This is a genomic window from Streptomyces sp. NPDC002232 (assembly GCF_042890295.1).
Classification (GTDB): domain Bacteria; phylum Actinomycetota; class Actinomycetes; order Streptomycetales; family Streptomycetaceae; genus Streptomyces.
The window spans coordinates 1,276,672-1,303,230 of the sequence record NZ_JBIARV010000001.1; the positions used below are offsets into that span (position 1 = coordinate 1,276,672).

General features: G+C 72.4%; 19 protein-coding genes. 2 read left to right on the forward strand and 17 right to left on the reverse strand.

What is annotated here, in order from left to right; all coding sequences use genetic code 11:
• Positions 1 to 331: 331 nt before the first annotated feature.
• From ACFYXU_RS05870 to ACFYXU_RS05940, 15 genes are all read right to left on the reverse strand, one after another.
• Positions 332 to 1,000, reverse strand: a complete 669-nt coding sequence (locus ACFYXU_RS05870) for a maleylpyruvate isomerase family mycothiol-dependent enzyme (RefSeq protein ID WP_389407576.1) — start codon at positions 998 to 1,000, stop codon at positions 332 to 334.
• A 1-nt stretch (position 1,001) separates the two neighbouring features.
• Complete coding sequence (ahcY, locus tag ACFYXU_RS05875) at positions 1,002 to 2,396, reverse strand: adenosylhomocysteinase (RefSeq protein WP_361392901.1); 1,395 nt, start codon at positions 2,394 to 2,396, stop codon at positions 1,002 to 1,004.
• Positions 2,389 to 3,252 (reverse strand): methylenetetrahydrofolate reductase [NAD(P)H], encoded by an 864-nt coding sequence (gene metF / locus ACFYXU_RS05880; protein WP_389407577.1) that lies wholly within the window; start codon positions 3,250 to 3,252, stop codon positions 2,389 to 2,391. The genes ahcY and metF overlap by 8 nt, the downstream gene beginning before the upstream one ends.
• Positions 3,249 to 6,704, reverse strand: a complete 3,456-nt coding sequence (gene metH / locus ACFYXU_RS05885; protein WP_389456613.1) for a methionine synthase — start codon at positions 6,702 to 6,704, stop codon at positions 3,249 to 3,251. The genes metF and metH overlap by 4 nt, the downstream gene beginning before the upstream one ends.
• The gene (locus ACFYXU_RS05890; protein WP_361392895.1) at positions 6,701 to 7,684 is read right to left on the reverse strand and encodes a carbohydrate kinase family protein; all 984 of its coding nucleotides are present in this window, start codon (positions 7,682 to 7,684) and stop codon (positions 6,701 to 6,703) included. The genes metH and ACFYXU_RS05890 overlap by 4 nt, the downstream gene beginning before the upstream one ends.
• Before the next feature lie 3 nt (positions 7,685 to 7,687).
• A complete protein-coding gene (metK, locus tag ACFYXU_RS05895) occupies positions 7,688 to 8,896 on the reverse strand; it encodes a methionine adenosyltransferase (protein WP_389456615.1) in 1,209 nt (402 codons plus the stop codon).
• On the reverse strand, positions 8,893 to 9,144 hold the full coding sequence (locus tag ACFYXU_RS05900) for an acyl carrier protein (RefSeq protein ID WP_329851384.1): 252 nt from the start codon (positions 9,142 to 9,144) through the stop codon (positions 8,893 to 8,895). The genes metK and ACFYXU_RS05900 overlap by 4 nt, the downstream gene beginning before the upstream one ends.
• 14 nt (positions 9,145 to 9,158) lie before the next feature.
• A complete protein-coding gene (acpS, locus tag ACFYXU_RS05905; protein WP_361392891.1) occupies positions 9,159 to 9,605 on the reverse strand; it encodes a holo-ACP synthase in 447 nt (148 codons plus the stop codon).
• A 1-nt stretch (position 9,606) separates the two neighbouring features.
• Entirely contained in the window at positions 9,607 to 10,494 is an 888-nt protein-coding gene (locus ACFYXU_RS05910; RefSeq protein ID WP_329851387.1) for a hypothetical protein, read from the reverse strand.
• A 46-nt stretch (positions 10,495 to 10,540) separates the two neighbouring features.
• Positions 10,541 to 11,431: a diiron oxygenase gene (locus ACFYXU_RS05915; protein ID WP_361392889.1), complete on the reverse strand. Its 891-nt coding sequence runs from the start codon at positions 11,429 to 11,431 to the stop codon at positions 10,541 to 10,543.
• Between the two features lie 27 nt (positions 11,432 to 11,458).
• Positions 11,459 to 12,502, reverse strand: coding sequence for a class I SAM-dependent methyltransferase (locus ACFYXU_RS05920; protein ID WP_389456617.1), 1,044 nt, complete (start codon positions 12,500 to 12,502; stop codon positions 11,459 to 11,461).
• On the reverse strand, positions 12,499 to 13,341 hold the full coding sequence (locus ACFYXU_RS05925; RefSeq protein WP_389407580.1) for a class I SAM-dependent methyltransferase: 843 nt from the start codon (positions 13,339 to 13,341) through the stop codon (positions 12,499 to 12,501). Before ACFYXU_RS05925 ends, ACFYXU_RS05920 begins: the two co-directional genes overlap by 4 nt.
• A gap of 74 nt (positions 13,342 to 13,415) precedes the next feature.
• Positions 13,416 to 13,955: a MaoC family dehydratase gene (locus tag ACFYXU_RS05930; protein WP_329851393.1), complete on the reverse strand. Its 540-nt coding sequence runs from the start codon at positions 13,953 to 13,955 to the stop codon at positions 13,416 to 13,418.
• A 71-nt stretch (positions 13,956 to 14,026) separates the two neighbouring features.
• Positions 14,027 to 15,223 carry a trans-sulfuration enzyme family protein gene (locus tag ACFYXU_RS05935; protein ID WP_376507319.1) on the reverse strand — a complete coding sequence of 399 codons (1,197 nt, stop codon included), beginning with the start codon at positions 15,221 to 15,223 and terminating at the stop codon, positions 14,027 to 14,029.
• A gap of 97 nt (positions 15,224 to 15,320) precedes the next feature.
• Complete coding sequence (locus ACFYXU_RS05940; protein WP_361392884.1) at positions 15,321 to 16,760, reverse strand: MFS transporter; 1,440 nt, start codon at positions 16,758 to 16,760, stop codon at positions 15,321 to 15,323.
• Positions 16,761 to 16,905: 145 nt separating this feature from the next.
• Between ACFYXU_RS05940 and ACFYXU_RS05945 the strand changes: the two genes are divergently transcribed.
• Both ACFYXU_RS05945 and ACFYXU_RS05950 read left to right on the forward strand, forming a co-directional pair.
• Entirely contained in the window at positions 16,906 to 17,604 is a 699-nt protein-coding gene (locus tag ACFYXU_RS05945) for a hypothetical protein (RefSeq protein WP_389456620.1), read from the forward strand.
• A gap of 118 nt (positions 17,605 to 17,722) precedes the next feature.
• Positions 17,723 to 18,457 (forward strand): hypothetical protein, encoded by a 735-nt coding sequence (locus ACFYXU_RS05950; protein ID WP_389456622.1) that lies wholly within the window; start codon positions 17,723 to 17,725, stop codon positions 18,455 to 18,457.
• A gap of 83 nt (positions 18,458 to 18,540) precedes the next feature.
• Here the strand turns inward: ACFYXU_RS05950 and ACFYXU_RS05955 are convergent, their stop codons facing one another.
• Positions 18,541 to 18,930, reverse strand: a complete 390-nt coding sequence (locus tag ACFYXU_RS05955) for a hypothetical protein (protein ID WP_389456624.1) — start codon at positions 18,928 to 18,930, stop codon at positions 18,541 to 18,543.
• A 91-nt stretch (positions 18,931 to 19,021) separates the two neighbouring features.
• On the reverse strand, positions 19,022 to 26,407 hold the full coding sequence (locus ACFYXU_RS05960) for a hypothetical protein (protein WP_389456626.1): 7,386 nt from the start codon (positions 26,405 to 26,407) through the stop codon (positions 19,022 to 19,024).
• Positions 26,408 to 26,559 lie beyond the last annotated feature (152 nt).

Below are 26,559 nucleotides of genomic sequence, written 5' to 3' on the forward strand. Positions count from 1 at the left end.
GCCCTTGCCGGCGCCGGAGGCTCATGTGCGTGGACCCGCACCCCCGGTGCGGCACACCGGTGGTGCGGGCCAGGGCACGGAACGCGGAGGCCCCGCTGAGGGCGCCGTCCCGTGTGCCCACCCGTCCCGCCCCAGCGGGACGATTGCCCACACGGGGGCGGGGCGTAGGCCCACACGGGGCCGCGGGGCCACCCGGGCGTGGGCGACGGGCCCCGACGGGCGCGGGCCCACGCGGGGCGCGCCCCGCACGGGACGGGGGTGAGCCCACGCGGGCGGCGGCACGGGCACGCCCGCGCGGGCACACGGGCGCGGCGCGCGGGCCCGCACGGGCTCAGCGGTAGATCAGGAGTTCGTGTTCCGCCGCGCCCGTCAGTTCGTACCGCGTCCGCACCAGCGGCCGCCCCGCGTAGATCCGGATCAGCGTCGCCGCGTCGCCGTGGAAGCGGGCCGTCGGCCGGCCCTCGATCGGGTTGCCGAGGGAGACCGGGTGGTCGTCCCGGTCCGCGAGGACGCCGACCAGGCGCGGCGTCTCCCGGCGGCGGCTCGTCACGGACAGCAGCGGGAGGGCCAGGTCGAGCGCCGCGCCGCAGTAGGCGCCGGGCTCCCCGAAGGCCTCCCGGACGTCTCCGGCGTGGACCCACTCACCGAGCGCCACCGCGTCGAGGCGGCCGTCCTCGCGGTCCGCGATGACCGGGCCCGCCTCCGTCAGACCGCGTTCGAGTTCGTCGAGGATCCGGCCGACGGGCCACTCCTCGCGCTCGGCGACGTCGCAGGCGTTGGCCTCCGGCAGGAAGACGCCCTCCTCCAGCCGGCCCTCGACGATCCGGACGAGCGCCGCACCGCAGTGGGCGAGGACCTGGCGCGCGGTCCAGCCGGGGCACGCGGTGCGGAGCTCGTAGGCCTCCTCGGGGGTGCGCCGCAGGAGCGGCATCAGCAGGTCCCGCTCCGTGCGGAGGAGACGGTCCGGGAGCCACGGGTCACGTGTGTCGTCCGTACACATCTCAGTAGCGGTAGTGGTCCGGCTTGTACGGCCCCTCGACCGGGACCCCGATGTACGACGCCTGCTCGGGGCGGAGCGTCGTCAGGCGGACGCCGAGCGCCTCCAGGTGGAGGCGGGCGACCTTCTCGTCCAGGTGCTTCGGGAGCGTGTACACGCCCACCGGGTAGTCGGACGTCTTCGTGAAGAGCTCGATCTGGGCCAGGGTCTGGTCCGCGAAGGAGTTCGACATCACGAAGGACGGGTGACCGGTCGCGTTGCCGAGGTTCAGCAGCCGGCCCTCGGACAGCACGATGACGACCTTGCCGTCCTCGAACGTCCACGTGTGGACCTGCGGCTTCACCTCGTCCTTCACGATCCCGGGGATCCGCGCGAGCCCCGCCATGTCGATCTCGTTGTCGAAGTGGCCGATGTTCCCCACGATCGCCTGGTGCTTCATGCGGGCGATGTCGGACGCCATGATGATGTCCTTGTTGCCCGTCGTCGTGATGAAGAGGTCGGCCGTCTCCACCACGTCCTCCAGGGTGGCGACCTGGTAGCCGTCCATCGCCGCCTGGAGCGCGCAGATCGGGTCGATCTCCGTGACGATCACCCGGGCGCCCTGGCCCCGCAGCGACTCCGCCGACCCCTTGCCGACGTCGCCGTAGCCGCAGACGACGGCCGTCTTGCCGCCGACGAGGACATCGGTGGCGCGGTTGATGCCGTCGATCAGGGAGTGGCGGCAGCCGTACTTGTTGTCGAACTTCGACTTCGTCACCGCGTCGTTCACGTTGATCGCCGGGAAGAGCAGCTCGCCGTCGCGGTGCATCTCGTACAGCCGGTGGACGCCCGTCGTGGTCTCCTCCGTCACGCCCCGGATCGACGCCGCGATCGCCGGCCAGTCCAGCTCCGTGCGCTCCAGGAGGGCGCGGACGACGGCCAGTTCCTCGTTCGACGCCTCCGGCAGCACACCCGTCTTGCGGTGCTCCACGCCCTTGTGGACGAGCAGCGTCGCGTCCCCTCCGTCGTCCAGGATCATGTTCGGCCCGTCCGCGCCCGGCCAGGTCAGCGCCTGCTCCGTGCACCACCAGTACTCCTCCAGCGTCTCGCCCTTCCAGGCGAAGACCGGGATGCCGGCGGCGGCGATCGCGGCCGCCGCGTGGTCCTGGGTGGAGTAGATGTTGCAGGACACCCAGCGGACCTCGGCACCCAGCGCCACCAGCGTCTCGATCAGGACGGCCGTCTGCACCGTCATGTGGAGGGAGCCGGTGATCCGCGCCCCGGCCAGCGGCTGCCGCTCGGCGTACTCGCGGCGGATGGCCATCAGGCCCGGCATCTCGTGCTCGGCCAGCGTGATCTCCTTGCGGCCGAAGTCCGCGAGGCCGATGTCGGCGACCTTGAAGTCGGTGAAGTCAGACATGCGCTGCAACTCTCCTTGCACTCATGATGGTTCGATGGATTTCCAGGGCCGCCGTCGACTTGTTGAGCGTGATGTAGTGCAGGCCCGGCGCACCCTCGTCGAGCAGCCGCAGGCCCATCGCGGTCGCGTGCTCGACCCCGGTGCGGTACGCCGCGGCCGGGTCGTCCTTCGCCGCCTCCAGGCGGTGCGCCAGGTCCTCGGGGAAGGCGGCGTCCGACAGCTCGGCGAAGCGCCGGATCTGGCGGACGTCGGTGGCCGGCATGATCTCCGGGATGATCGGGGTGTCGCAGCCGGCGGCGGCGACCCGGTCGCGCAGCCGCAGGTAGTCCTCGGCGTCGAAGAACATCTGCGTGATGGCGTAGTCCGCGCCCGCCCGGCACTTGGCGACGAAGTGCGCGAGGTCGTCCGGGGCGTGGCGGGACCGGGGGTGGCCCTCCGGGAAGGCCGCCACCCCGATCCGGAAGTCGCCCAGCGAGCGCACCAGCTCGACGAGTTCGTACGCGTACCGGAAGCCCTTCGGGTGCGGGGTCCAGGTGCCGCGCGGGTCGCCCGGCGGGTCGCCGCGCAGCACGAGGACGTCCCGGACCCCGGCGTCGGCGTAGGCGCCGATGATGGACCGCAGTTCGGCGACGGAGTGCCCGACGGCCGTCAGGTGCGCGACCGGCCGCAGGGTCGTCTCCGTCACGATCCGCTGCGTGACGTCGATCGTCCGGTCGCGGGACGACCCGCCCGCGCCGTACGTCACGGAGACGAAGTCCGGCGCGAGCGCCTCCACGCGCCGGATCGCGTCCCACAGGGTCTGTTCGCCCCGGTCGGTCTTCGGCGGGAAGAACTCGAAGGAGTACGTGGGGTTCACCTGCGGCCTCCCGCGTTGAAGTAGCTCGCCTCGGGGTGGTGGACGACGATCGCGTCCGTGGACTGCTCGGGGTGCAGCTGGTACTCCTCCGACAGCACGACCCCGATGCGCTCCGGCCGGAGCAGCGCGGCGATCTTCGCCCGGTCCTCCAGGTCGGGGCAGGCCGGGTAGCCGAGGGAGTAGCGGCAGCCCTGGTACTCGGTGCGCAGCATCCCCTCCAGGCCGGCCGGGTCCCCGGCGCCGATGCCCCAGTCCTCGCGGACCCGGGCGTGCCAGTACTCGGCCAGGGCTTCGGCCAGCTGGACGGACAGGCCGTGGAGTTCCAGGTAGTCGCGGTAGGAGTCGGCGGCGAAGAGCCGGGCGGTCTCCTCGCCGATCCGGGATCCGACGGTGACGACCTGGAGGGCGACCGCGTCCACCTCGCCGGATTCCTCGGCGCGGTGGAAGTCGGCCAGGCAGAGGCGGCGGCCCCGCTGCTGGCGGGGGAAGGAGAAGCGGGTCCGCTCGCCTCCGTCCTCGTCCAGGACGATCAGGTCGTCGCCCTTGGACACACAGGGGAACCAGCCGTGGACGACGGCCGCTTCGACGAGACGCTCGCGTTCGATCCGGTCGAGCAGGGCCCGCAGCCTCGGCCTGCCCTCGGTCTCGATGGTCGCGTCGTCCTTCAGCCCCCACTGGCCCTTGAAGAGGGCGGTCTCGTCGAGCCAGGGGGCGTACGCGGCGAGGGGGATGCCGGTGGTGACCTTCGTCCCGAGGAAGGGGGGCTCGGGTACGGGGTTGTCGGCGGCGACGTCGGAGCGTCCGGCCGGCTCGGGCTCCCGGACCTCGACCAGGGGGGCGGTCCGCTTCGGCACCCTGCGCTGTTTCAGCGGCGGCAGGGTGGCCCCGGGGACGCCGCGCTTGACGCCCATGAGGGCGTCCATGAGGCGCAGGCCCTCGAAGGCGTCGCGGGCGTAGCGGACCTCGCCCTGGTAGATCTCGTGGAGGTCCTGCTCGACGTAGGCGCGGGTGAGGGCGGCGCCGCCGAGGATCACGGGGAAGCGGGACGCCAGTCCCCGGCCGTTCAGCTCCTCCAGGTTCTCCTTCATGATCACGGTGGACTTGACCAGGAGACCGGACATGCCGATGACGTCCGCCCTGTGTTCCTCCGCGGCCTCCAGGATCGCGGAGACCGGCTGCTTGATGCCGATGTTGACGACGTTGTAGCCGTTGTTGGACAGGATGATGTCGACCAGGTTCTTGCCGATGTCGTGGACGTCGCCGCGCACGGTGGCCAGGACGATCGTGCCCTTGCCGTCCGCGTCCGACTTCTCCATGTGCGGCTCCAGGTGGGCCACCGCCGTCTTCATGACCTCGGCGGACTGGAGCACGAACGGCAGCTGCATCTGACCCGAGCCGAAGAGCTCGCCGACCGTCTTCATGCCGTCGAGCAGGATCTCGTTGACGATCTCCAGCGCGGGACGCGCGGTCAGGGCCTCGTCGAGGTCGGCCTCCAGGCCGTTCTTCTCGCCGTCGACGATCCGCCGCTTCAGCCGCTCGTCCAGCGGCAGCGCGAGCAGCTCCTCCGCCTTTCCGGCCTTGAGCGACTGCGCCGTCGCGCCCTCGAACAGCTCCAGGAGCCGCTGGAGCGGGTCGTACCCCTCCCGCCGGCGGTCGTGGATCAGGTCGAGCGCGACCTCGACCTGCTCCGGCTCCAGGCGGGCGATCGGCAGGATCTTCGACGCGTGCACGATCGCGGAGTCCAGCCCGGCCTTCACGCATTCGTCGAGGAAGACCGAGTTGAGGACGATCCGCGCCGCCGGGTTGAGCCCGAAGGAGATGTTCGACAGGCCGAGCGTCGTCTGGACCTCGGGGTGGCGGCGCTTCAGCTCGCGGATCGCCTCGATCGTGGCGACGCCGTCCTTGCGGGACTCCTCCTGACCCGTGCAGATCGTGAAGGTCAGGGCGTCGATCAGGATGTCCGACTCCCTGATCCCCCAGTTGCCCGTGAGGTCGCCGATGAGCCGCTCGGCGATCGCGACCTTGTGCTCGGCCGTCCGCGCCTGCCCCTCCTCGTCGATGGTGAGCGCCATGAGCGCCGCGCCGTGCTCCTTGGCGAGCGCGGTGACCTGCGCGAAGCGGGACTCGGGGCCGTCGCCGTCCTCGTAGTTCACCGAGTTGATGACGGCCCGCCCGCCGAGCTTCTCCAGACCGGCCCGCAGCACCCCCACCTCGGTGGAGTCCAGCACGATCGGCAGCGTGGAGGCGGTCGCGAACCGCCCCGCCAGCTCCGCCATGTCCGCGGCGCCGTCCCGGCCCACGTAGTCGACGCACAGGTCGAGCAGGTGCGCGCCCTCGCGGATCTGGTCGCGGGCCATCTCGACGCAGTCGTCCCAGCGGCCTTCGAGCATGGCCTCGCGGAACTTCTTCGAGCCGTTGGCGTTCGTCCGCTCGCCGATCGCCAGGTACGAGGTGTCCTGCCGGAACGGCACGTGGCTGTACAGCGAGGACGCGCCCGGCTCCGTGACCGGGCGCCGCTCCAGGACGGCGGCGCCCCGCACCCGCTCCACGATCTCCCGCAGGTGCTCCGGGGTCGTGCCGCAGCAGCCGCCCACCAGGGCCGGCCCGTACTCCCGCACGAACTGCTCCTGGGCGTCCGCCAGTTCGGTCGGCGACAGCGGATAGTGCGCGCCGTCCGAGGTCAGCACCGGCAGGCCCGCGTTCGGCATCACCGAGATCGGGATCCGCGCGTGCCGCGACAGGTGCCGCAGGTGCTCGGCCATCTCCACCGGGCCCGTCGCGCAGTTCAGCCCGATCATGTCGATGCCCAGCGGTTCGAGCGCGGTCAGCGCCGCCCCGATCTCCGAGCCGAGCAGCATCGTCCCGGTCGTCTCCACGGTGACCTGGACGATCACCGGGAGGTCCGCGCCGACCCAGTCCAGGGCCCGGCGGGCGCCGATGACGGCCGCCTTCGTCTGGAGCAGGTCCTGCGAGGTCTCGATGAGCAGGGCGTCGGCGCCGCCCCGGATCAGGCCCTCCGCGTTCTGCTGGAAGGCGTCCCGGAGGGGCTCGTACGGGACGTGCCCGAGGGTCGGCAGCTTCGTGCCGGGCCCCATGGAGCCGAGGACCCAGCGGGGCCGCCCGTCGCCGGCCGTGTGGGCGTCGGCGGAGGCGCGGGCGATCCGGGCGCCGGCCTCGGACAGCTCGTACACCTGGTTCTCGATGCCGTACTCGGCGAGCGCGGCGAGGTTCGCCCCGAAGGTGTTGGTCTCGACGCAGTCGACGCCGACGGCGAAGTAGGCGTCGTGGACGGCCGCGACGACGTCGGGGCGCGTGAGGTTGAGGATCTCGTTGCAGCCCTCCAGGTTCCGGAAGTCGTCCATCGACGGGTCGGCGGCCTGGAGCATCGTGCCCATCGCCCCGTCGGCGACGACGACCCGCGTGGCGAACTCCTCGCGCAGGGACCGTCTCATGTGAGCCCCCTCAGATGGGTGACCAGGGTGGCCGTGCAGCCCACCCCGTACGTCGTCCTGATCCGGTCCAGGAGGGAGTCCCGGTGCAGCCGGTACTCCTGCGTCCCGACGTAGTCGAGGACGGTCGCCGCGACCGCGCAGCCCAGCTGCGCCGCGCACCGCTCGGGCACGCCCCACAGGGTCGCGGCGAGGAAACCGGCCCGGAAGGCGTCCCCGACACCGGTCGGGTCGACGACGGCCGGGACCTCCACCGCCGGGACGGCGAGCGGGTCGCGGCCCTCGCCCCGGATGCGGACGCCGGCCTCGCCGTGGGTGGTGACCCAGGTGGTGACCCGGCGCAGCACCTCGGCCTCCGTCCAGCCGGACTTCTCCAGGAGGAGAGCCGTCTCGTACTCGTTGGTGAAGAGGAACCGGGCCCCGTCCACCAGCTCCCGCACCTCTGCCCCGTCGAGCCGCGCCAGCTGCTGCGACGGATCGGCGGCGAAGGGGATCCCCAGGTCACGGCAGGTGCGGGTGTGCCGGAGCATGGCCTCGGGGTCGTCCGGGGAGACCAGGACCAGCTCCAGGCGACCGGTGCGCGCCACGACCTCGCGGAGGTCGATCTCGCGCGCCTCGGCCATCGCCCCGGCGTAGAAGGTGGCGATCTGGTTCTGGGCCCGGTCGGTGGTACAGACGAAGCGGGCGGTGTGGAGCGACGCGCTGACGCGCACCGCGTCGGTGTCCACACCGTGCTCCTTGAGCCAGACCCGGTACGGCTCGAAGTCGGCGCCGACCGCGCCCACGAGGACGGGCCGCAGGCCGAGGACGCCGAGTCCGAAGGCGATGTTCGCTGCCACTCCGCCGCGCCTGACCTCCAGGTTGTCGGCGAGGAACGACAGGGAGACCCGGTCGAGCCGGTCGGCGAGCAGCTGCTCGCTGAACCAGCCGGGGAAGGTCATCAGATGGTCGGTCGCGATGGATCCCGTGACAGCGAGGCGCATGCCCTAAGCCCCCGCCGCCTTCTTGAGGGCCGCCACGCGGTCGGTGCGCTCCCAGGTGAACTCGGGCAGCTCGCGTCCGAAGTGGCCGTACGCCGCGGTCGCCGCGTAGACGGGCCGCTTGAGGTCCAGGTCGCGGATGATCGCCGCCGGCCTCAGGTCGAAGACGGCCGACACCGCCTCCTGGATCGTCTCGTCGGGGAGGGTGCCGGTGCCGAAGGTCTCGACGAAGAGGCCGACCGGCTCCGCCTTGCCGATCGCGTACGCGACCTGCACCTCGCAGCGGCGGGCGAGACCGGCCGCGACGACGTTCTTCGCGACCCAGCGCATCGCGTAGGCCGCCGAGCGGTCCACCTTCGACGGGTCCTTGCCGGAGAAGGCGCCGCCGCCGTGCCGGGCCATCCCGCCGTACGTGTCGATGATGATCTTCCGGCCGGTGAGTCCGGCGTCGCCCATCGGGCCGCCGACCTCGAAGCGCCCGGTCGGGTTGACCAGGAGCCGGTAGCCGTCGGACTCCAGGCCGACGCCCTCCTCGGCGAGCTGCTTCAGGACGTGCTCGACGACGTACTCGCGGACGTCCGGGGTGAGCAGGCCGTCGACGGAGATGTCGGCCGCGTGCTGCGAGGAGACGACGACCGTGTCCAGGCGAACCGGGCGGTCCCCGTCGTACTCGATGGTGACCTGCGTCTTGCCGTCCGGCCGCAGGTAGGGCACGGTGCCGTCCTTGCGGACCTCGGTCAGCCGCCGGGACAGACGGTGGGCGAGTGCGATCGGCAGCGGCATCAGCTCGGCCGTGTCGTCGCAGGCGTAGCCGAACATCAGGCCCTGGTCGCCGGCGCCCTGGGCCGCCAGCTCGTCGTCCGCGCCGCCGACGCGGGCCTCGTGCGCGGTGTCGACGCCCTGCGCGATGTCCGGGGACTGCGCCCCGATGGACACCGACACGCCGCAGGAGGCGCCGTCGAAGCCCTTCGCGGAGGAGTCGTAGCCGATGTCGAGGACGGCCTCGCGCACCAGCTGGGCTATCGGCGCGTACGCGGAGGTGGTGACCTCGCCGGCGATGTGGACCTGGCCGGTGGTGATCAGGGTCTCCACCGCGACCCGGGAGTGCGGGTCCTCGGCGAGCAGGGCGTCGAGGATGGTGTCGCTGATCCGGTCGGCGATCTTGTCGGGGTGCCCCTCGGTCACGGACTCCGAGGTGAAGAGGCGGCGGCTCATGCCTGGGCCTCCGCCGGGGTCTTGAAGAAGTGCTGCTCGATGGCGCCGAGGGTGCGGATGGAGTCGACCTCCAGGGTCTCCATCTGGATGGCGGTGCCGCTCTCCTGCTCCAGGAGGAAGACGAACTCGACGAAGGACAGCGAGTCGATGAGGCGGTTCTCGATCAGGTCCAGGTCGGACGCGATGTCGTCGCGCTCGGGGTGACGCTCGAGGATCCAGCTCTTCACCGTCTGCAGGCCGTCGGCCATGGTTGCGCTCCTTGTCAGCTGCTGTGGGATACGTAAGGGGTGGGGGCGATGATCGGCGCGGCGACCGCGACCGCGTAGTCCACGTCGTGGCTGATGGACACGGTGATCTCGGTGATGCCGGACTCCGCCGCCATCTCGGCGGCCGTCCGGTGCAGCTCCACGAGCGGCCAGCCGCCCTCGGAGCGCCGCACCACGATGTCCGGCCACGGCAGGAACCGGCCGCGGACCCGTAAGGTCTTGAACGCCGCTTCCTTCGCCGCGATCCGTCCGCAGAGGCTCAGGACGTCGAGCCCGGAGGAGGTGCGGCAGTCGGCGAGCTCGCCGGGGGTGAGCATCCGCTCGAAGAACCGCTCCCCGTACTGGGCGAGGAGCCTGCGGACACGGTTGACGGACACGATGTCCATGCCGAGGTTCGCCCACCCCAGGCCGCCCGCCGGCGGGGCGGCGGGACGGGCCGGCACGTCAGATCACCGGCCCGGCCGCGACGCTCGTGCCGGCCGACGCCCCGCGGGTGGCGTCGAGCACCGCCCGGGTGGCGGCCTCCCAGCCGCCGTGCCGGCGGGTGAGGGCCGACAGCCACCGCTCCAGGCCGAAGGCGACGCAGCTGGTGAAGGCCGGGCCGCCGGTGGACTCCAGGGTGATGTCGCAGCGCTCGCCGAAGAAGTTCCGGTGCGTGTTGACCGAGGCGATCGCCAGGTCCTCGTACAGGAACTCGTGCTTCACCGGGGTGAGGCGCTGGAGGACCGCCTTGGAGCTGCCCTTGTCGAAGAAGGGGTCGCAGGCGGCCTCCCTGCGCAGCGGCAGGTCGAGGGCCTCCGCGAAGGCCTGGATGCGGGTGGTGAACGCGGCGAGGTGGTCCTCGGCGTGCTCACGGCCGCCGAGGGCGACGATCTCCCGCATGCGGAAGCCGAGCTGGCGCCGCATGCCCTCGTAGTGCGTCTCCTTGCGGAAGCACCAGGAGCAGATCGTGACGAGGGTGTCGTCGGCGACCCGGGTGCCCTGGTGGGTGAGGTAGACGGCGTAGCAGGACGCCGAGGGCAGTCCGAGCGCGGCGGGTTCGAGCGCCTCGCTCGGGAAGCAGCCGGTCTCGGCGGAGAAGGGCGTGGTCGCGCGGCGCTCCAGGTCGAGCGGGGCGGCGACGACGGCCTGATGGGGGAAGTTGTCGTAGTAGTCGAGCCGGGCCAGGTCGGCGGCCGGGAGGAGCGGGGGCATGGTCATCGGACGGGCGCCCGCGGCCACTCCCCAGCCCTCGAAGGTGTCGTCGAGGAGCCGCAGCAGGCGGGTCGCCTCCGGGCCGAGGGTGGGCAGGCCCCTGGTCTCCCCGACGGTCTCGGGGGTCGTCACGGTCATGGTCGGTGCACCTCTCAGGTGAGGGCTCTCGGGTGAGGGGGGTCGCTCAGAGGACGGGCAGGGTGTCGTCGGCGAAGATCCCCGTCTTCAGGAAGAAGGAGAGCGGCTTGCGGATCGCCTTGCGCTCGTGGGCGCGGCGGGAGCCGTCGGCGATCAGCGCGTTGCGCAGGGCGAGCGGGTCGGCGACGCCGGCGTCCTTGTACACGTGGGGGTTGTAGAGCGAGTTGATGCTGTAGACGACGTACCGCTTGAGGTACGCCTCGACCTCGCGGACCCGCTCGGCGCTCACGGCCTGGCACATCCGCTGGTACAGCAGGGAGACCAGCTCGCGCCCGAAGGCGATGTGGCGGGACTCGTCCTGGTGGTGGATGCGGTTGACCTCGCGGATGGTGTGGCAGAGGGAGGTGTCCTTCGCCATCCGGGCGTTGTAGTGGTCGACGAGCTCCTCGAAGAAGAGGATGCGGGTGAAGACGAGGAAGTTCTCGACCTCGGGCTCCCAGGCCGCGTCGGCGCGCATGGCGGTGGAGCCGTAGATCTTGTGGCCGTAGCGCCGGCAGAACTCGGAGAAGAACCACATGTGTTCGTTCTCCTCGCCGATGAAGTGGTGGAAGAAGTCCGAGGGGACCTCGAAGCCGGGCATGTGGATGCGGCCGACGACCTCGATGAGCAGCTCGCGGATGCCGTGCACGTTGAGGCTGTAGAAGTTGACGGACTCCCACTTCGACAGGCGCCGAAGCGTTTCCTCACCGAGGGTGTCGTAGTGCTCGGTGCCGTAGACGGTGAGCAGCTCCGGCGTCATCCAGAAGCGGTCCTCCTCCAGCGTCTCGGGCCACTGGAAGGTCTGGTACGGGTTGTAGTAGTCCTCGACGGAACGCTCGCTGAGGCGCTCCAGGACTTCCATGAAGCGGTCGGTGACGGGCAGGGCGGCAACGCCCATGACGGTTCTCCTCGCTGACTTCGGGGGTTACGGCCGGACTTCGTAGACCGCGTTGACCGGGGTCTCGGTGGCGCGCCGCCAGCGGGTGAAGCCGGCCTCCTCGGCGATGGCCCGGAAGGCCTTCTCGCCGGAGTGGTTGCCGAGGGCGTGCGGGCCGCGCTGGGCGACCGCGACGGGCAGGCACATCACGGCGGACAGGGCCATGAACATGCGGGCGGCGGGGGTCTGGGTGTCGATGTCCTGCGGGGAGACGTTGGACTCGACGAGCATCCAGGTGCCGTCCGCGTCGAGGGACTTGTGGACGTGCTGGGCGGCGGCGACCGGGTCGCCCATGTCGTGCAGGGCGTTGAAGAAGCACACCAGGTCGTAGCCGGAGCCGGGGTAGTCGTCGGCGGAGGCGACCTCGAAGACGACCCGGTCGGACAGGCCGGCCTCCTCGGCGAGCTCCCGCGCGATGGAGATGGCCTCCTCGGAGTAGTCGAAGCCGTGGACGGTGGCGTGCGGGAAGGCCTTCGCGATGAGCAGGGTGGTGTGTCCGACGCCGCAGCCCACGTCGGCGACGGTGCCTCCGGCGTCGAGCTTGCCGGTGACCTCGTGCAGGGCGGGCAGCCAGTCGGGCACGAGCTTGTGCTCGTACGTGGGCTGGAAGAAGGAGCCCATGCCGGTGTCGAGGGCCGCGTCGTGCTCGGCCCAGCCGACGCCGTCGCCGGTGCGGTAGGCGTCGACGAGCAGGTCCTCCGTGGCGTACAGCGCCTTGAGGGCGGTGAAGAACCCGGCGGCGTAGGTGACGGCCGTGGGGTCGGCGAGGACTTCGACGTGGTCGGCGGGGAGCGTGTACGTGAGGGAGCTGGGGTGCCGCTCGACGTAGCCGGCGGACAGCTGGGCGTGCAGCCACTCCTCGACGTACCGCTCGTCCGTGCCGGTCGCCGCCGCGAGGGCGGCGGCGGTGAGCGGGCCCCGCTCGGCCAGCGCCCGGTAGAGGCCGAGGCGCTCGCCGAGGGCGACGGTCAGGCCGCGGACGGCCGCGCCGGCGTCGGTGATGACCCTCTGGTGGAAGTCGTGGGCGCTCATGCGGCCGTCTCCTCCTCGTACGTCGGCAGGTCGCAGGTGAACAGGAAGGAGCGGGGGACGCGCGGCACGGTGCGGGCCGGGACCGGGTAGGGCCAGCGGCCGAACGCGGCGCCGTCCTCACCGGGCTGCCTGACCTCGCGCACGGCCCAGCCGCAGTCGGCGAGCAGCGCCTCGGGCTCCTCGGTGCCGAAGAGCCAGGGGTTGCCGTCCTCCTCCAGGGCTTTCATGAAGGCGCGGGCGAGCGGGTTCTCCAGGGCCGACTTGGAGATGACGTCGCCGAGCAGCACGGAGCCGGGCGCGGCGTGCGCGGAGAGCGTCGAGATGAGGGTCCGTACGGCCTGCTCCGGCAGGAAGAACAGCAGGCCCTCGACCACCCACAGGACGGGCTCCTCGCTCTTCCAGCCGGCCTCCTTCAGGGGTCCGGTCCAGTCCTGGGTGAGGTCGACGGGGACGGTGACCCTGGTCCGTCCGGCGGGCCGGGGCTCGTCCTTGAGCATCTCGGCCTTGGCCTCCAGGAGGGCCGGGCGGTCGAGCTCGTAGACGGTGACGCCGTCCGGCCAGGGCAGCCGGAAGAAGCGGGTGTCCATGCCGGCGGCGAGGAAGACGACCTGACGGATGCCGCGCTCCTCCACGGCCTTCACGACGGCCCGGTCGAGGTAGGTGGTGCGGATGGCGAGGAACGGCACGATGCCGCCCCCGTCGTAGCGCGCGAGCAGCTCGAAGCCGGTCTCGTCGGCGACGGTGCGCGCGTAGGGATCGGCGAACAGCCGGTCCTCGCGCTCGGTCTCCAGGGCGCGCGCGGCGGCGGTCCACTGGGCGGTGCGGGATACGGCCTCCACAGGAGGTCCCCCTTCGGGTCGGGTTGCGGGAAGTACGGACGGCCGTGCTCGGGGCCCGACGGACGGACGGTCCGTCAGGCGCTCATGACCGGGACACAGGTCTTGGCCGGTCGCGCACAGGCGACGGGATCCTCGGCCGCGGGCATCGACGACAGATGGCCGGCCTCGGAGCCGGCGGGCCGCCGGCGGAAGATGCTGTGCAGGATCATGCTGAACACGGCCGTCCCGTCGGGGGCCACGAGCGTGCACCGCGGCTTGACGGTGCCGGTGGCGGGGTTGAACGGCGACGGGGTGGAGCCGAGGATCTCGACGCGCGCGGTGAGCACGTCACCCGGGCGGACGGGCCGCAGGTAGCGGACCTCGTCGATGCCGGGCGAGCCCGTACAGGCGCTGTAGGCGAGCAGTCCGTCGACGTAGCGCCGCATGAACATCGCCTGGGTGTGGAACCCGCTCGCGATCAGTCCGCCGAACGGGGATTCCTCCGCGAGCCCGGGGTCCGTGTGGAAGGGCTGCGGGTCGAAGCGCCTGCCGAACTCCAGCACCTCCTCCGCCGTGACGGTGACGGTGCCCAGCTCGTGGACGTCGCCGGGCCGGAAGTCCTCGAAGTAGCGCATCGCGCGCCCCCCTTGACCTAGGAGTGTCTTTTCCTGGCACCTCCAAATCTACGAATCAGCCCTTTATTTTGTCAACCCAAAAGACGGGCCGGTGGCCCGTCCTGAAGGGCTTGCTCCAGGTCGGCCCAGAGGTCCTCGACGTCCTCGATGCCGACGGACATCCGCACGAGCCCCGGAGCGATCCCCGCGGCCGCCAGCGCGTCCTCGTCCAGCTCGCGATGGGACGTGGACGCCGGATGGGCGACGAGCGTCTCCACGCCGCCGAGCGAGAGCGCGAGCCGGGCGAGCCGGACCCGCTCGATGAAGGCCCGGCCGGCCTCCCGGCCCCCCGCGAGCTGCACGGAGAGCAGCCCGCCCCCGCCGGCCAGGACCTTCCGGGCGGTGTCGTACGAGGGGTGGTCCGGGCGCCACGGGTAGCACACGGCCGCCACCTCGGCGCGGGCCGCGAACAGCTCGGCGAGCGCGGCGGCGTTGGCGCAGTGCTCGCGCATCCGCAGCGGCAGCGTCGGGATCCCGCGCAGGGTGAGCCAGGCCGCGAACGGGTCGGCGCAGGCGCCGAGTTCGACCGTCCGGGGCCACACCCCGCGGCGCAGCGCCTCGTCGGCGAAGACGGCGACGCCGCCGAGGACGTCCGAGTGCCCGGAGAGGTACTTGGTGGTGGAGTGGACGACGACGTCGGCGCCGAGCTCCAGGGGGCGGCACAGCACGGGCGAGGCGAGCGAGTTGTCGACCAGGCTCGTCACCCCGAGGGCACGGGCCGCGGCGAGCAGTCCGGGCAGGTCGGGGACCTGGCCGGTGGGGTTGGCGATCGTCTCCAGGACAAGGAGCCGGGTGGCGGGGTGCACGGCGGCGGCCTCCAGCTCGGCCGGGTCGTCGCCGGATATCCGGACGACCTCGATCCCGTACCGCTCGGCCAGGTCCGAGAGGACCGCGTGCGTCCCGCCGTACAGGCAGCGCTGGGCGACCACCCGGTCGCCGGGCCGCAGCAGGGCGAGGAGCACGCCGCTGATCGCGCCCATGCCGGAGGCGAAGGCGATGGCCCCCTCGCCGCCCTCCAGACCGGCGAGGGTCTGCTCCAGGGCCCGGACGGTCGGATTGCCCCGGCGGCTGTAGACGTAGCGCCCGTCGGGGCCGGCCATCGCGTCGGCGAGGTCGGCGGCGGAGTCGAAGGCGAAGGCGGAGGACTGCACGAGGGGGACGGAGAGCGGCCGGCTGCCGCCGGGCATGGGCTCGTTGACGACGTGCACGGCGCGGGTGCGGAGTTCCACGGCTTTCCTTTCGGAGTACGCGAAATTCGGGACATACGGGAAAGGGGCCGCCCGGCGTCCGCGGCGCGGACGTCGGGCGGCCCCTCGGGGGCGGGGCTCAGGCCGAGACCTTCTCGCCCTGCGGCGCGGGCGCGGCGGCGGCCTCCGCCGCGACGGCCTTGTCGCTCTTCATGACGAGGAGGGTGACGACACCGCCGACGGCGGCGACGATCGCGGCGCCGACGAAGGCGGACGAGAAGCCGTCGGTCAGCTTCGGCAGGTTGCCGAGCTGGTCGGCGCCCTGCGACATGGCGACGGCGGTCAGCGCGGCGAGGCCCAGCGCGGAACCGACGTTGTAGGTGGTGTTGACGATGCCGGAGGCGAGACCGGCCTGCTCCTGCGGGGCGCCGGACATGGCCGCGATCATCGCCGGGATGTAGGCGAGGGACATGCCGAGGGCGGCGACGAGCGAGGCCGGCAGCACGTCGACCAGGAAGGAGCCGGTGGGCGGGACGGCGGCGAGCCAGACCAGGCCCGCGGCGAGGACGAGCAGACCGCCGGCGATGAGCGGCTTGGCGCCGACCTTCATCATGAGCCGGGCCGTGATCGCCGTCATGAAGATCATGAGGAGCACGGTCATCGGGAGCAGCGCCGCACCGGACTCGAAGGCGCCGAAGCCCAGGACCTGCTGGAGGTACAGGTTGAGGAAGTACCACATCGGGATCCAGGCGGCGCCGAGCAGCGTCATCGCCAGGTTGGCCGAGCCGAGGCGCGGGACCCGCCAGACGCTGAGCGGCATGAGGGGCTCGCGGATGCTCTTCTGGATCACGAAGAACAGGACGAGGAGGACGGCGGCGCCGGCCAGCTCCAGGACGGTGGCGGTGGCGCCCCAGCCGACCTCGGGGGCGCGGACGACGGCGAAGACGGCGAGCGCGAGACCGGCGGTGACGGCGACGGCGCCGAGGACGTCGACGGAGCCGCGGCGGGACTGGACGTCCGGCAGGAGCTTGGTCGCGGCGAGGGTCGCGAGGCCGATCGGGATGTAGATGATGAAGACCCACTGCCAGCTCATCCACTCGGTGAAGACACCGCCGAGGAAGACGCCCGCGGTGCCGCCGGCGGGGGCCGCGGCGCCGTAGAGCGCCATCGCCTTGCCGAGCTCCTTCGGGTCGTGCATGAAGAGCATCATGAGCAGGGTCATGGCGGAGGGCGCGATGAGCGCGCCGCCGACGCCCTGGACGGCACGCCCGGCGATCTCGACCCAGGCGGTCTGCGCGGCCGCGGCCACGACCGAGCCGGCGATCATGACCGCCCAGCCGGTGACGAAGATCTTCCGGGCTCCGACGAGGTCGGAGAGGCGTCCGCCCAGGAGCAGCAGGCCGCCGAAGACGATCACGTAGGCGTTGAAGATCCACTGGAGCTCGCTCTGCGAGAAGCCCAGGTCCTTCTGCATCTCGGGGAGCGCGACCCCGATGATCGAGGTGTCCATGATGACCATGAACTGAGCGGCGGCGAGCACGACAAGTGCCCACCAGCGCCGGGGATTGACGGTTGACATTGCCCTGACCCTTCACTCGCTGCTGCATACCCCTAGGGGGTACCTGTGCGGAGCACCGTAGCATACCCATGGGGGGTATGTAAGAGTGAGGTGAGGGCGCGTGGGAAGCACTCCCTCCGCACCCCCGGCCGGGCAGAATGCCCCCATGACCGCAGACCAGGACCGCGCGCCGCACCCCGACCAGGACCCCGCACTGCTCCGCCGCTGGAACGCCACCCTGCGCGCCGCGCGCTCCGGCCGCGAAGGCCCCGACCCCACCCCGTACGGCCGGAACCTGCTGTCCCGCTGGGCCGAACCCCAGCGCCGCTACCACACGGTCGACCACCTGCGGGCGGTCCTCGACCGCGTCGACGAACTCACCGACCAGGGCGGCGAGGGCGGCGAGCTGGAGCTCGTACGGCTCGCCGCCTGGTTCCACGACGCCGTCTACCGCCCGGACCGCTCCGAGAACGAGGAGCGCTCGGCACTCCTGGCCGAGAAGGCCCTCACCGAGGCCGGCCTCACCCCGCACGAGGTGGCCGAGGTGGCCCGCCTGGTCCGCCTCACGATCAGCCACGACCCGGCCCCGGGCGACCTCAACGGCGAGACCCTCTGCGACGCCGACCTGGCGATCCTCGCCACCGCCCCGGACACCTACCGGGGGTATGCGGCAGCGGTCCGCGAGGAGTACGCCTTCATCCCGGAAGAGGCCTTCCGCGAGGGCCGCGCCGCCGTCCTGCGCCACCTCCTCGGCCTCCCCCGCCTCTTCCGCACCCCGTACGGGGCGGCGGTCTGGGAGGGGCGGGCGCGGGAGAACCTGGAGCGGGAGCTGGCGGAATTGACGGACTTGTCCGGCAAGGGCTGAGCGGACCGGCCGGACGGACCCCTCCGACGCCGAAACGTAATGAGAGGGGCGCACTACCGCCGGTAAGATCATTTCGTTTGTTCTTCACCCGCGAGAGACGCCAGGAAAGTAAAAGAAAATGAAACTGCACAGGGCCCTTCCGATCGCCGCCGTCATCCCGGCCCTGCTTCTGGCGTCCGCGTGCAGCGGGAAATCCGATGAATCCGGCGACAAAAAGCCGAAGGCGACCGCCGGCAGCGCCGACAGGAAGAATTCCGCGGAGGCGAAGCGCCTCGGCGCGCTCGACGCGGAGCGGCTCGAAAAGGCCGCCCTCACCGGAAGAGCCGCCGGATTCGACGCCAAGAAGATCGCCAGGTCCGAGGTCGAGGCCGGCAAGGGCATGCGGTCCGACACCAAGGCCTGCCAGCCCCTCGCCAGCCTGATCGGCGGCTTCACGCACCTCCCTGCGGTCGGCACCGCCCACCGCACCCTCCAGCCCGTCGACGCCAAGAACGCCACCGTCGGCTCCATGTGGCTCGCCTCCCACTCGGAAGCCGACGCCGGCCGTGTCATGACCGAACTCCGCGCCGCCGTCACCGCCTGCCCCAAGGGCTTCAAGACCCTCGGCCTGACGTACGGCAAGGTCGAGGGCCTCCCGGCGCCGAAGCTCGGCGCGGGCGCCGACGAGACCGTCGCCTACCGGATCACCGGCGACATCGGCAAGCAGCAGGTGCCCATGACGTACACCGTGGTCCGCAGCGGCGGCGTCGTCGCCGCCTTCTACGGCGTGAACATGCTGGACCCGAAGCACGCCGCGATCCCGGAGCCGGTGGTCGAGGCCCAGCTGAAGCGGCTCGCGGACGTCAGGGGCTGACGGCGCCGTCGGACGTACGGGAAAGGGGGTCTGCCCGGTGCGTGAGCACCGGGCAGACCCCCTTCGTGGTCGTCGGCTCCCGGTCAGGAACCGGTGAAGTGGCTTTCCAGGGCCGGTCCCGTCACCGCGACGACGACCGCGCCCTCACGGATGTCCTCGGACAGACCGGCCCGGTCCCGCTCCTCACGGATGACCACCGGCCGGTCCGACGAGAGGACGGCCGCCCCGAGACGGTCCACCAACCGGGCGAGGATGTCGAAGAACTGCCCGGTCGGGAAGCGGCTGACGGAGACGCAGACGTCGTTGACGTCCACATCGACCTCGTGCCCGTCGGCGGTCCGGATGAGCACCCCCTCCGTGAGGTCCTCGCCCGCGGCGACGAGGTACGGCTCCAGGACCTCCCTGACGAGCTTCATGTCGAGGGGCTCCGGTTCGCCGTCCCGATAGCGGAGCACGAAAAGCATGCGACTCATTGCTGGATCCTCATCGGAGTGTTTTCGAATCATCAGGGTGCGGCCCCCGGGAAAGCGAATTGCCCCCGGGAGGCCGCACCGACGGCGCATGCTACGGCATGTAGATGACGTCGATCTTTCCCGCGAGTTCGGGAGTGTCAGCGACCATGTGCCGGAATGCGGTCGCCGCCTCCGGAGAGCTCACGTAGTACACGATGGGCGTATACGTGTCCCCGACCGCCGCCTTGGCTCCGGCGACCTGGGCCTTGGCTTCCTTGATGGGAGCCGTGACGAAGAACTTGAACTTTCCGGTCGCCGGGTCGATGACGCCGCTGTCGCTCCAGAACTTCGCGTCGATCAGCTTGCCGTCCTGGTAGCCGTCGAGCTTCACGTACTCGCCCTTGCGGCCCGCCACCGGGTACTTCATCTTGAGCTTGTAGACGAAGCCCTGCGGGACTCCGCCCGTCACCCGCGCCTGGTAGGCAGCGGCGGCGGCCTCCATGCCCTCGTTCTCAGCGGCCCAGAATCCCGGTCCGTTGAGGCCACCGATCCAGCAGCCCGGCCCGGTGTTGCCGGCCGAGGCCGCGAAGGAGGGCGCGGAGAACGAGGCCGTCCTGAACGAAGCGCCGGAGGTCGCCCTGCCGACGGTCTTGCAGGTGTCGTTCAGCTTGCGGACGATCCGGGCGACCATGCCCTGGACCGCGGCTTCGGTCAGACCAACCGTACGGAGCGCCCTCCAGGCATCGGCGAAGCCGATGCCCGTCCTGATGGCGGCGTCCATCGCCGTCACCGCGACCTTGGCCGTCTTGAACAGCGCGCCCGCGACGAACCAGCTCGCCGCCCACGCGCAGTCGCCCCAGCTGCCTCCCGAGACCCCCGGGGTGATCAGCTTGGCGCAGCCGATGAAGTCACCGAGCAGGATGTCCACCGGATCGATGCCCGAGTTGAACTCGGCCATCGTCAGCGTGATCGTCATGCGGTCGGTCTTGGGGTCCGTGACGTCCGGACCGAGGTACACCGTGTCCGCGTCCGGGCAGCTGCCCGTGTACGACTCCGGCGAGGCCAGGCATATGAACAGGTCGACGTGCGATTTGTAGGTGACGGTCGCCGTGATCCTGCAGTCCCCGACGTGGATGATCGGGTTGCAGTTGTCCTTGACGACGTTCTGCGGCTCGCCGATGTACTCGATGTGGTCCAGAACGGCCCACACCCCACCGATACCGGTGGTGACGCCCTGCGAGATCTGCTCGTTGCTGCCGTTCTTCTCGGTGCGGTCGGCGGCGGCCTGGGCCTCCTCCGCCGCGTCCCGGGCGCCGGCCGCGGCCGTCTCGGCCGCCGTCGCGTCCTCCTCCGCCTTGGTGGCGGTGGCGCGGGCGCTGGCGGCGTCCTCCTCGGCCTTGGCCGCCACCGTCCGGGCGTGAGCGGCGTCCTTCTCCGCCTCGGTCGCCGCCGCGTCCGCCGCGTTGGCGTCCGACTGGGCGTCCGACGCCGCCGACGACGCCTTCAGGGCGTCCTCGCCGGCCGCCATCGCGTAGCCGTCGGCGCGGCCCGCCGCCGCCTGGGCCTCCTTGGCGTCCTTCGCCGCCTGGGCGGCCGACGCCTGGGCCCGCTGGTAGGCCTTGGCCGCGCGGGACGCGTCCGCCGCGGCCGCGGCCGAGGCCTGCGCCGCGAGCTTCATGTCCGCGGCGGCCTTCTCGGCCAGGGCCTTCGCCTCGGCGGAGAACCCCTCGGCCTGGTTCGCCGTGGCCGCCGCGACGGCGGCCTGCTGCTGCGCGATCGTCAGCGACTGCTGGCCGGTCAGCACCGCGAACGCGGCGGAGCTGTCGGCCTCCTGGAACGGACCGCCGAGCGCGATCGCCTCGTTGGCCGGCCTGGTCACCGCGGCCGCGGAGTCCCGCGCCGCGAGCGACGACTGCACCGCCGCGAGCGCCTTGCCCGCGGTGGTCGCCGCCCAGGACGCGGTCTGCGCTGCCTCTGAACGGGCGGCGGCCGCCTCCGTCTTGGCGGTCTTCGCCGCCGCGGAGGCCTTCGCCGACTGCTCCTTGGCGCCCTTCGCGTCGGCCGCCGCCGCCTCCGAGGCGTCGATGGCCTCGGCGGCCGCCGCGTGCGCCGCGGCGGCCGAGCCGGCCGCGATCATGTAGGACGACCAGGCGCTGTCGGCCGCCGCCTTGGCGCGGGACGCGGAGCCCTGCGCCTTCGTGGCCGCCTCGCGGGCACTGGTGGCCGCGGCCGTGGCCGCGTTCGCCGACGCGCGGGCGTTGGTGGCCGCCGTGGTCGCCGTGTTCGCGGCGGCACGGGCGTCGGTCGCGGCGGCACGGGACGCCTCGGCGGCGTCCGTACCGTCGTCGGCGTCTGCCTGGGCCTCCAGGGCCGCCGCCTTCGCCTTCAGCGAGTCCCGCCGCTGCTCGGCCTCGAGGGCCCTGTCGCGGGCGGCGACCGCGTCGCGCTCCGACTGCTCGGCGACGGCCCGCTTGGAGGAGGCGGTGGATCCGGCCGCCTCCGCGGAGACCCTCGCGTCGCTCGCGATCCGGCCCTGCGCGACGGCGTCGGCCTCGTGGCCGGCCGCCTTGTCCCGCTCACGCTCGGCGGTCGCACGGTACGCCGCCGCGTTGGCGCGCTCCAGCTCGGCGACGGCACGCTGCGCCTGCGCGTCGGCCGCCGCGTTCTTGGCGTCCTGCTCCTCCGCGAGGGCCTTCGCCTTGGCCTTCTTGGCGGTCTCCGCGTTCGCCGCGGCCGAGGCCGCGTAGGCGTCCGCACTGTCCGCGGCGGCCTTCGCCTGGGCGGCGGCCTCCTGGGCGGCGATGCGGCGGAACTCGGTGTTGACGGCGTGCGCCTCGGTGTTCGCCAGGGCGAGCAGCGCCTGGGACGTCGACACGGTGGCGTTCGCCGCGTTCAGGGCCGTCTCGGTCGCCTTGGAGGCGGCCGTCGCGGCCGCGCCCGAGGCACGGGCGACCTGCACGGACTGCCGGGCGTACATCAGGCCCCGGCCGCGCGGCACCTCGGAGGCGTCCGCGATGGCCCAGGCCTGCTGCTGGCCGGTCACCGCGCGCTGCGCGGCGGCGTTGGCGGCGGCGGCCTGGTCCTTGGCGGTGGTGACCAGCGCCTGAACCTTGCCCCGGGCGTTCGCCAGGTCCGTCTTCGCCTTGTCGAAGAGGGCCTGCTTCGGCTTGAGGATGTGGTCCGGGTCGGCCTCCAGCTTGTCGTGCCAGTACTTCTGCCAACGCAGGATCTGGTCCGCGCGCCACGCCTGGCCGATGGCCTGGATCATGGCGGCGGTGGCGGACCGGGTCGCGGCGGCGGCGTCGGCCTCCGCCTGCATGATGACGGCGCGCGGCGCGGCCTGACCGGCGTACTCCAGCTCCCACTCGTACGAGGCCTGGGAGGCGGCCTCGCTCAGGGCGTTGCGCGGGTCGACCGGGTCGGCGTGGTTGCACGAGGCCCACGCCTGCTTGAGGCTCTCGACCTCGACGCGGAACTCGGGCGTCCCCTCGGCGACCTTCGTGGCGGGGAAGCCGCCGTGCCGCAGGTAGGTGGCGATGTCGGAGGACGTGGTGCCACCGGAGAAGCGGGTGTTGTTGACGTTCGAGTCCCGCAGCATGTACTCGGCCGCGAAGTCGTGCCAGCTGTCCTTGCCGCGGTTCTGCTCGGTGATCTGCCGGGCCTTGGCGATCGCCTCGGGGCTCGCGTTGGTGTGCGCGTCCCAGCCGATGCGGTCGGCCAGCTTCGCCTGGGTGGCGGCGGTGAAGGCGCTGATGTCGGCGCCGAACTCCGGCGCGTGCAGCGTGATCCCGTCGTCGAACGAGCTCATCGCGTACGGCTTGTTGGCGTCCTCCAGGATCGCCTTCTGGGCCGCGAACGCGTCCAGGTAGGCGTAACCGTCCTTGCGATCCTGGTCGTTGGCCTGCCCCAGCGGCATGAAGCCGATCCAGCCGCGGTCGCCGACGACGGCTTCCAGCTGGGCGTCGCCGCCGGTCAGGCCCTGGATGGCGAGGGCCTTCGTCCTGGCGCCGCCCACGTGCAGGGCGACACCCGCGAGGCACCGGTTGAGACGCGGGGTCGAGCGGACGTCACTGATGACGGCGGCCAGTCCGTTGAGCCGCCGCAGGGCGTCGTCGGCGTCGCGGAAGATCGTCCGCATGCCGTCGGAGACCTTCTCGATCGCCTGGGCGAGCGCGGGCACGCGGCCCACGATCACGGCGGACGACGGGATGTCGACCAGCCCCCAGAGGCAGTCGTCGACGTCAGACCCGGCCAGGCAGGTCTTCACCTTGGCGGCGTCGAGCTGCTCGAAGAGGATCCGCCCGCCATGGGTGTCGGCCCATTCGACGACGTTCACGGAGACGGCCGCGAGGCCCTTCCGGTAGTCGTCGACACAGGTCTGTCCACAGGCGTCGAGGAGGATCTTCTCCTCGCGCGCGCCGAGCGCGGGCCAGTTGGACGCGCCGCCCTCGATGGGCGTGTTGCCCTCCGCGAGCGCGGTCCTGTGCGCGGCCTCGTTCTTCTCGCGCTGCTCCTGCTCGGCCTTCTTCGCGGCCTCCTCGGCGGCGGTGCTGTCGCCCGAGGCGTCGCCGGCCTTCTTCTCGGCGTCCTTGGCGTCCTTCTCCGCCTGGGCGGCCTTCTCCGCGGCCTCCTTGGCCGCGTCACCGGACCGGCCGGCCTTTTCGTTCGCCTCGGCGGCGTGCCGCTCGGCGTCCGTGGCCTCGCGCTCGGCCTCGGTCGCGGCGTCGCTCGCCCCGTCCGCGGTGAGGCGGGCGGTGGCGGCGTCGTTCCCCGCCTGTGCGGCGTGGTCGGCGGCGGCGTCGGACGCGGTCTTCGCACCCTGCTGAGCGCCTGCGGCGTCGGCCGCCGACGTCTGGGCACGGGCGACGGCCTCGACGGCGCGGGCCGAGTCTGCGGCCGCGGCGGCGGCCACCTGGGCGGCGAGCTTCGCGTCCCCGGAGGCCTGCGCGGCGGTCTCCCGCGCGGACGCCGCGGCCTGCTCGGCCTGATGGGCCTTGGCCTCGGCGGCGGCGGCCTGCTGCTCGGCGACCGTCTTGGTCGACTGGCCGACGAGCACGGCGAACGCGGCCGCGCTGTCCTTCTCCTGGTACGGCGCGCCGTACGAGACGGCGTCCCCGGCGGCGGTGACCGCGGCGGTGGCGCTGTCGCGGGCGGCGAGCGCGGCCTGGCCGGCGGCGTAGGCACGGCCGGTGGCGGTCCCGGCGGACTTCACGGCCTCGGCGGCCCCGGTCCCGGCGGCGATCGCCTCCTGCTCGGCCTTCTTCGCGAGCCCGGTGGCGTTCTCCGACGCCGTGGCGGCGTTGTCCGCGCGCATCGCCGCGTCCTTCGACGCGTCGAGCGCGGTGGCCGCGGCGGCGTGCGCGGTGGACGCCTCGTCGAGGGAGGTGCGGTACGCCGACCACGCGGCGGTCGCACTCGCCCGGGCGCGCGCCCCGGCGCCCTCCGCCGTGGTGGCGGCGGAGCGGGCCGTGACGGCCGCGGTGGTCGCCTGGTCCGCGGCGGTCTGCGCGGCGGTGGCGGCCTGGGCGGCGGCGGTGGCGGCGGTACGGGCCTCGGTCGCGGCCGTGCGGGCCTCGGTGGCGGCCGCGGTACCCGCCGCGGCGGTGGCCGCGGCTTCGAGGGCGGCGGCACGGGCGGCGGTGGCCTTCTTGGCCTGGAGGGCGACCACGGCCTTCTCGCGCGCGGTCTGCGCGGCCTCGGCCTTCGTGTCGGCGAGCGTCCGCTTGGCCCGCGCGTCGGAGGTCGCGGTCCCGGCAGCCGTGTCGGCGGCGGTCGCCGTCGTCTGCTGGGCGGCGGCGCGCTGCTCGGCCGCGGCGGCCTTGGCGCGCTCGGTGGCGGCCTTGGTGCGGGAGGCGACGGCGGTGGCCTTCTCCGTCTGGGCCTTGGCCCGCTCGGTGGCCGCGGTGCTCGCGGCGGTCTTGGCCTTGTCGCGCTTGTCCTCGGCGGTCGTACGGGCGGCCTTCGCGGTGTTCGCGCTCGCGGCGGCGGCCGTGGCGTTGGCCTCGGCGCTGTCGGCGGCCGCCTTCGCCTGGGCGGCGGCCTCCTGGGCGGCGACGCGGCGGAACTCGGTGTCGATCGCGTGCGACTCGGTCTGCGCCTTGGCGAGCAGCGTGTCGCTGGTGGCGACCGTCGCGTTGGCGGCGTTCAGCGCGGTCTCGGCGGCCTTCGACGCGGCCGCGGCGACCGCGGAGGACGCGCGGGCGACCTGCACCGACTGCTGGGCGTACATCAGGCCCCGGCCGCGCGGCACGTGGGTGGCGTCGGCGACGCCCCAGGCCTCCTGCTGGGCGGTGGCGGCCTTCTGGGCGGCGGTGGCCGCCTTGACGGCCTGCGCCTTGGCGGAGGTGACCAGGCCGCTGACATTGGTCCGGGTCCGGGCCAGGTCGGCCGTGGCCTTGTCGTAGAACGCCTGGTCGGGCTTGCCCAGGATCGTGTTCGGGTCCCGGGCGAGCGTGTCCGCCCAGTACTTGCGCCAGGTCAGGATCTGGTCGGCGAACCAGGCCTGCTCGATGGACTGGATCATGAGGTCGGTGGCCTCGCGGGCCGCCACCGAGGCCTCGACCTCGGCCTTGATGATCGCGGCGCGCTGGGTGGCCTGCCCGGCGTACTCCTGCTCCCACTCGACCATCGCGTTCATGACGGGCTCGTTGAGCTTGCGTCGCGGGTCGACCGGGTTCTGCCAGTCACAGGCGGCCCAGGCCTGCTTGAGGTCCTCGACCTCGATGCGGTAGGCGGCGGAGTCCTTGGCGGGTGCCTCGACGGCGTAGCCGCCGCGCTTCAGGTAGGCGGCGATGTCGCTGGACGTGGTGCCACCGAAGTAGTCCCACCGGACCTCGCTGTCCTCCAGCATCCAGTCGGAGTAGAAGTCGTGCCAGTCGTCCTTGCCGTGGTTCTCCTGGGCGACGGCCTTGGCGCGCGCGACGGCCTCGGGACTGGCCTTGCTGTGCTCGTCCTTGCCGAGGCGCCAGGCCAGCTCGGTCTGGGCGACGACGGCGTGCCGGGTGATCGCGTCGGCGAACTTCGGCGCGTGCCATTCCATCTGGTCGCTGGCCCACGCCGACTCGCGGTAGGGCTTGTTGGCATCGTCGAGGGCCGTGGTGCGGGCCGTCTCGGCGGCGAACTGGACGGAGCGCTGGTCCTTGTCGGCGTCGGCCGCCTGGCCCAGGGGTCCGTAGCCGATCCAGCCACGGTCCCCAATGGCGTCGCGGAGCTGCTGCTCTGTGCCGGTGAGGCCCTCGACGGCCTTGGCCTTCATCAGGGGGCCGCCGACGTGCAGCGCGACGCCGGCGAGACAGCGGTCGAGCCGCCGGTCCTGGCCGATGGTGTTGCGGCCGTATCCGGTGTCGGTCTCGGGTGTGGTGTCGGCCGCGGCCGGCGAGGCCTGGACGAGGCCGGTGAGTACGGCGGTGGCGGTGACCAGCGCGGTCGCGCTGGTGGCCCGGGTGAGGGCGTACCGCAGGCGACGCCGGCGTCTGCCGACGTCTCTGAACAGGGACATGTGGCCTGACAATCTCTCGATCGTGAGGCAGCGCTTTTACATGGGCATGACAGAGGACGGCATGCCCACGGGCACGGTCCCCCCGGATCGCGACACATGCCGGCACTCGGTTCTCCCCCACGAACCGGCACTGCCGCTTACCCTGCGACGAT

Bases quoted from the DNA above. Each gene is read 5' to 3' on its own strand.
- ACFYXU_RS05960 (WP_389456626.1), bottom strand. From the start codon at position 26,407: ATGTCCCTGTTCAGAGACGTCGGCAGACGCCGGCGTCGCCTGCGGTAC.
- ACFYXU_RS05900 (WP_329851384.1), bottom strand. From the start codon at position 9,144: ATGGCCGACGGCCTGCAGACGGTGAAGAGCTGGATCCTCGAGCGTCAC.
- ACFYXU_RS05915 (WP_361392889.1), bottom strand. From the start codon at position 11,431: ATGGGCGTTGCCGCCCTGCCCGTCACCGACCGCTTCATGGAAGTCCTG.
- ACFYXU_RS05955 (WP_389456624.1), bottom strand. From the start codon at position 18,930: ATGAGTCGCATGCTTTTCGTGCTCCGCTATCGGGACGGCGAACCGGAG.
- ACFYXU_RS05910 (WP_329851387.1), bottom strand. From the start codon at position 10,494: ATGACCGTGACGACCCCCGAGACCGTCGGGGAGACCAGGGGCCTGCCC.
- ACFYXU_RS05950 (WP_389456622.1), top strand. From the start codon at position 17,723: ATGAAACTGCACAGGGCCCTTCCGATCGCCGCCGTCATCCCGGCCCTG.
- ACFYXU_RS05870 (WP_389407576.1), bottom strand. From the start codon at position 1,000: ATGTGTACGGACGACACACGTGACCCGTGGCTCCCGGACCGTCTCCTC.
- metK (WP_389456615.1), bottom strand. From the start codon at position 8,896: ATGAGCCGCCGCCTCTTCACCTCGGAGTCCGTGACCGAGGGGCACCCC.
- ACFYXU_RS05945 (WP_389456620.1), top strand. From the start codon at position 16,906: ATGACCGCAGACCAGGACCGCGCGCCGCACCCCGACCAGGACCCCGCA.
- ACFYXU_RS05940 (WP_361392884.1), bottom strand. From the start codon at position 16,760: ATGTCAACCGTCAATCCCCGGCGCTGGTGGGCACTTGTCGTGCTCGCC.
- ACFYXU_RS05930 (WP_329851393.1), bottom strand. From the start codon at position 13,955: ATGCGCTACTTCGAGGACTTCCGGCCCGGCGACGTCCACGAGCTGGGC.
- ACFYXU_RS05890 (WP_361392895.1), bottom strand. From the start codon at position 7,684: ATGCGCCTCGCTGTCACGGGATCCATCGCGACCGACCATCTGATGACC.
- ACFYXU_RS05920 (WP_389456617.1), bottom strand. From the start codon at position 12,502: ATGAGCGCCCACGACTTCCACCAGAGGGTCATCACCGACGCCGGCGCG.
- ahcY (WP_361392901.1), bottom strand. From the start codon at position 2,396: ATGTCTGACTTCACCGACTTCAAGGTCGCCGACATCGGCCTCGCGGAC.
- metH (WP_389456613.1), bottom strand. From the start codon at position 6,704: ATGAGACGGTCCCTGCGCGAGGAGTTCGCCACGCGGGTCGTCGTCGCC.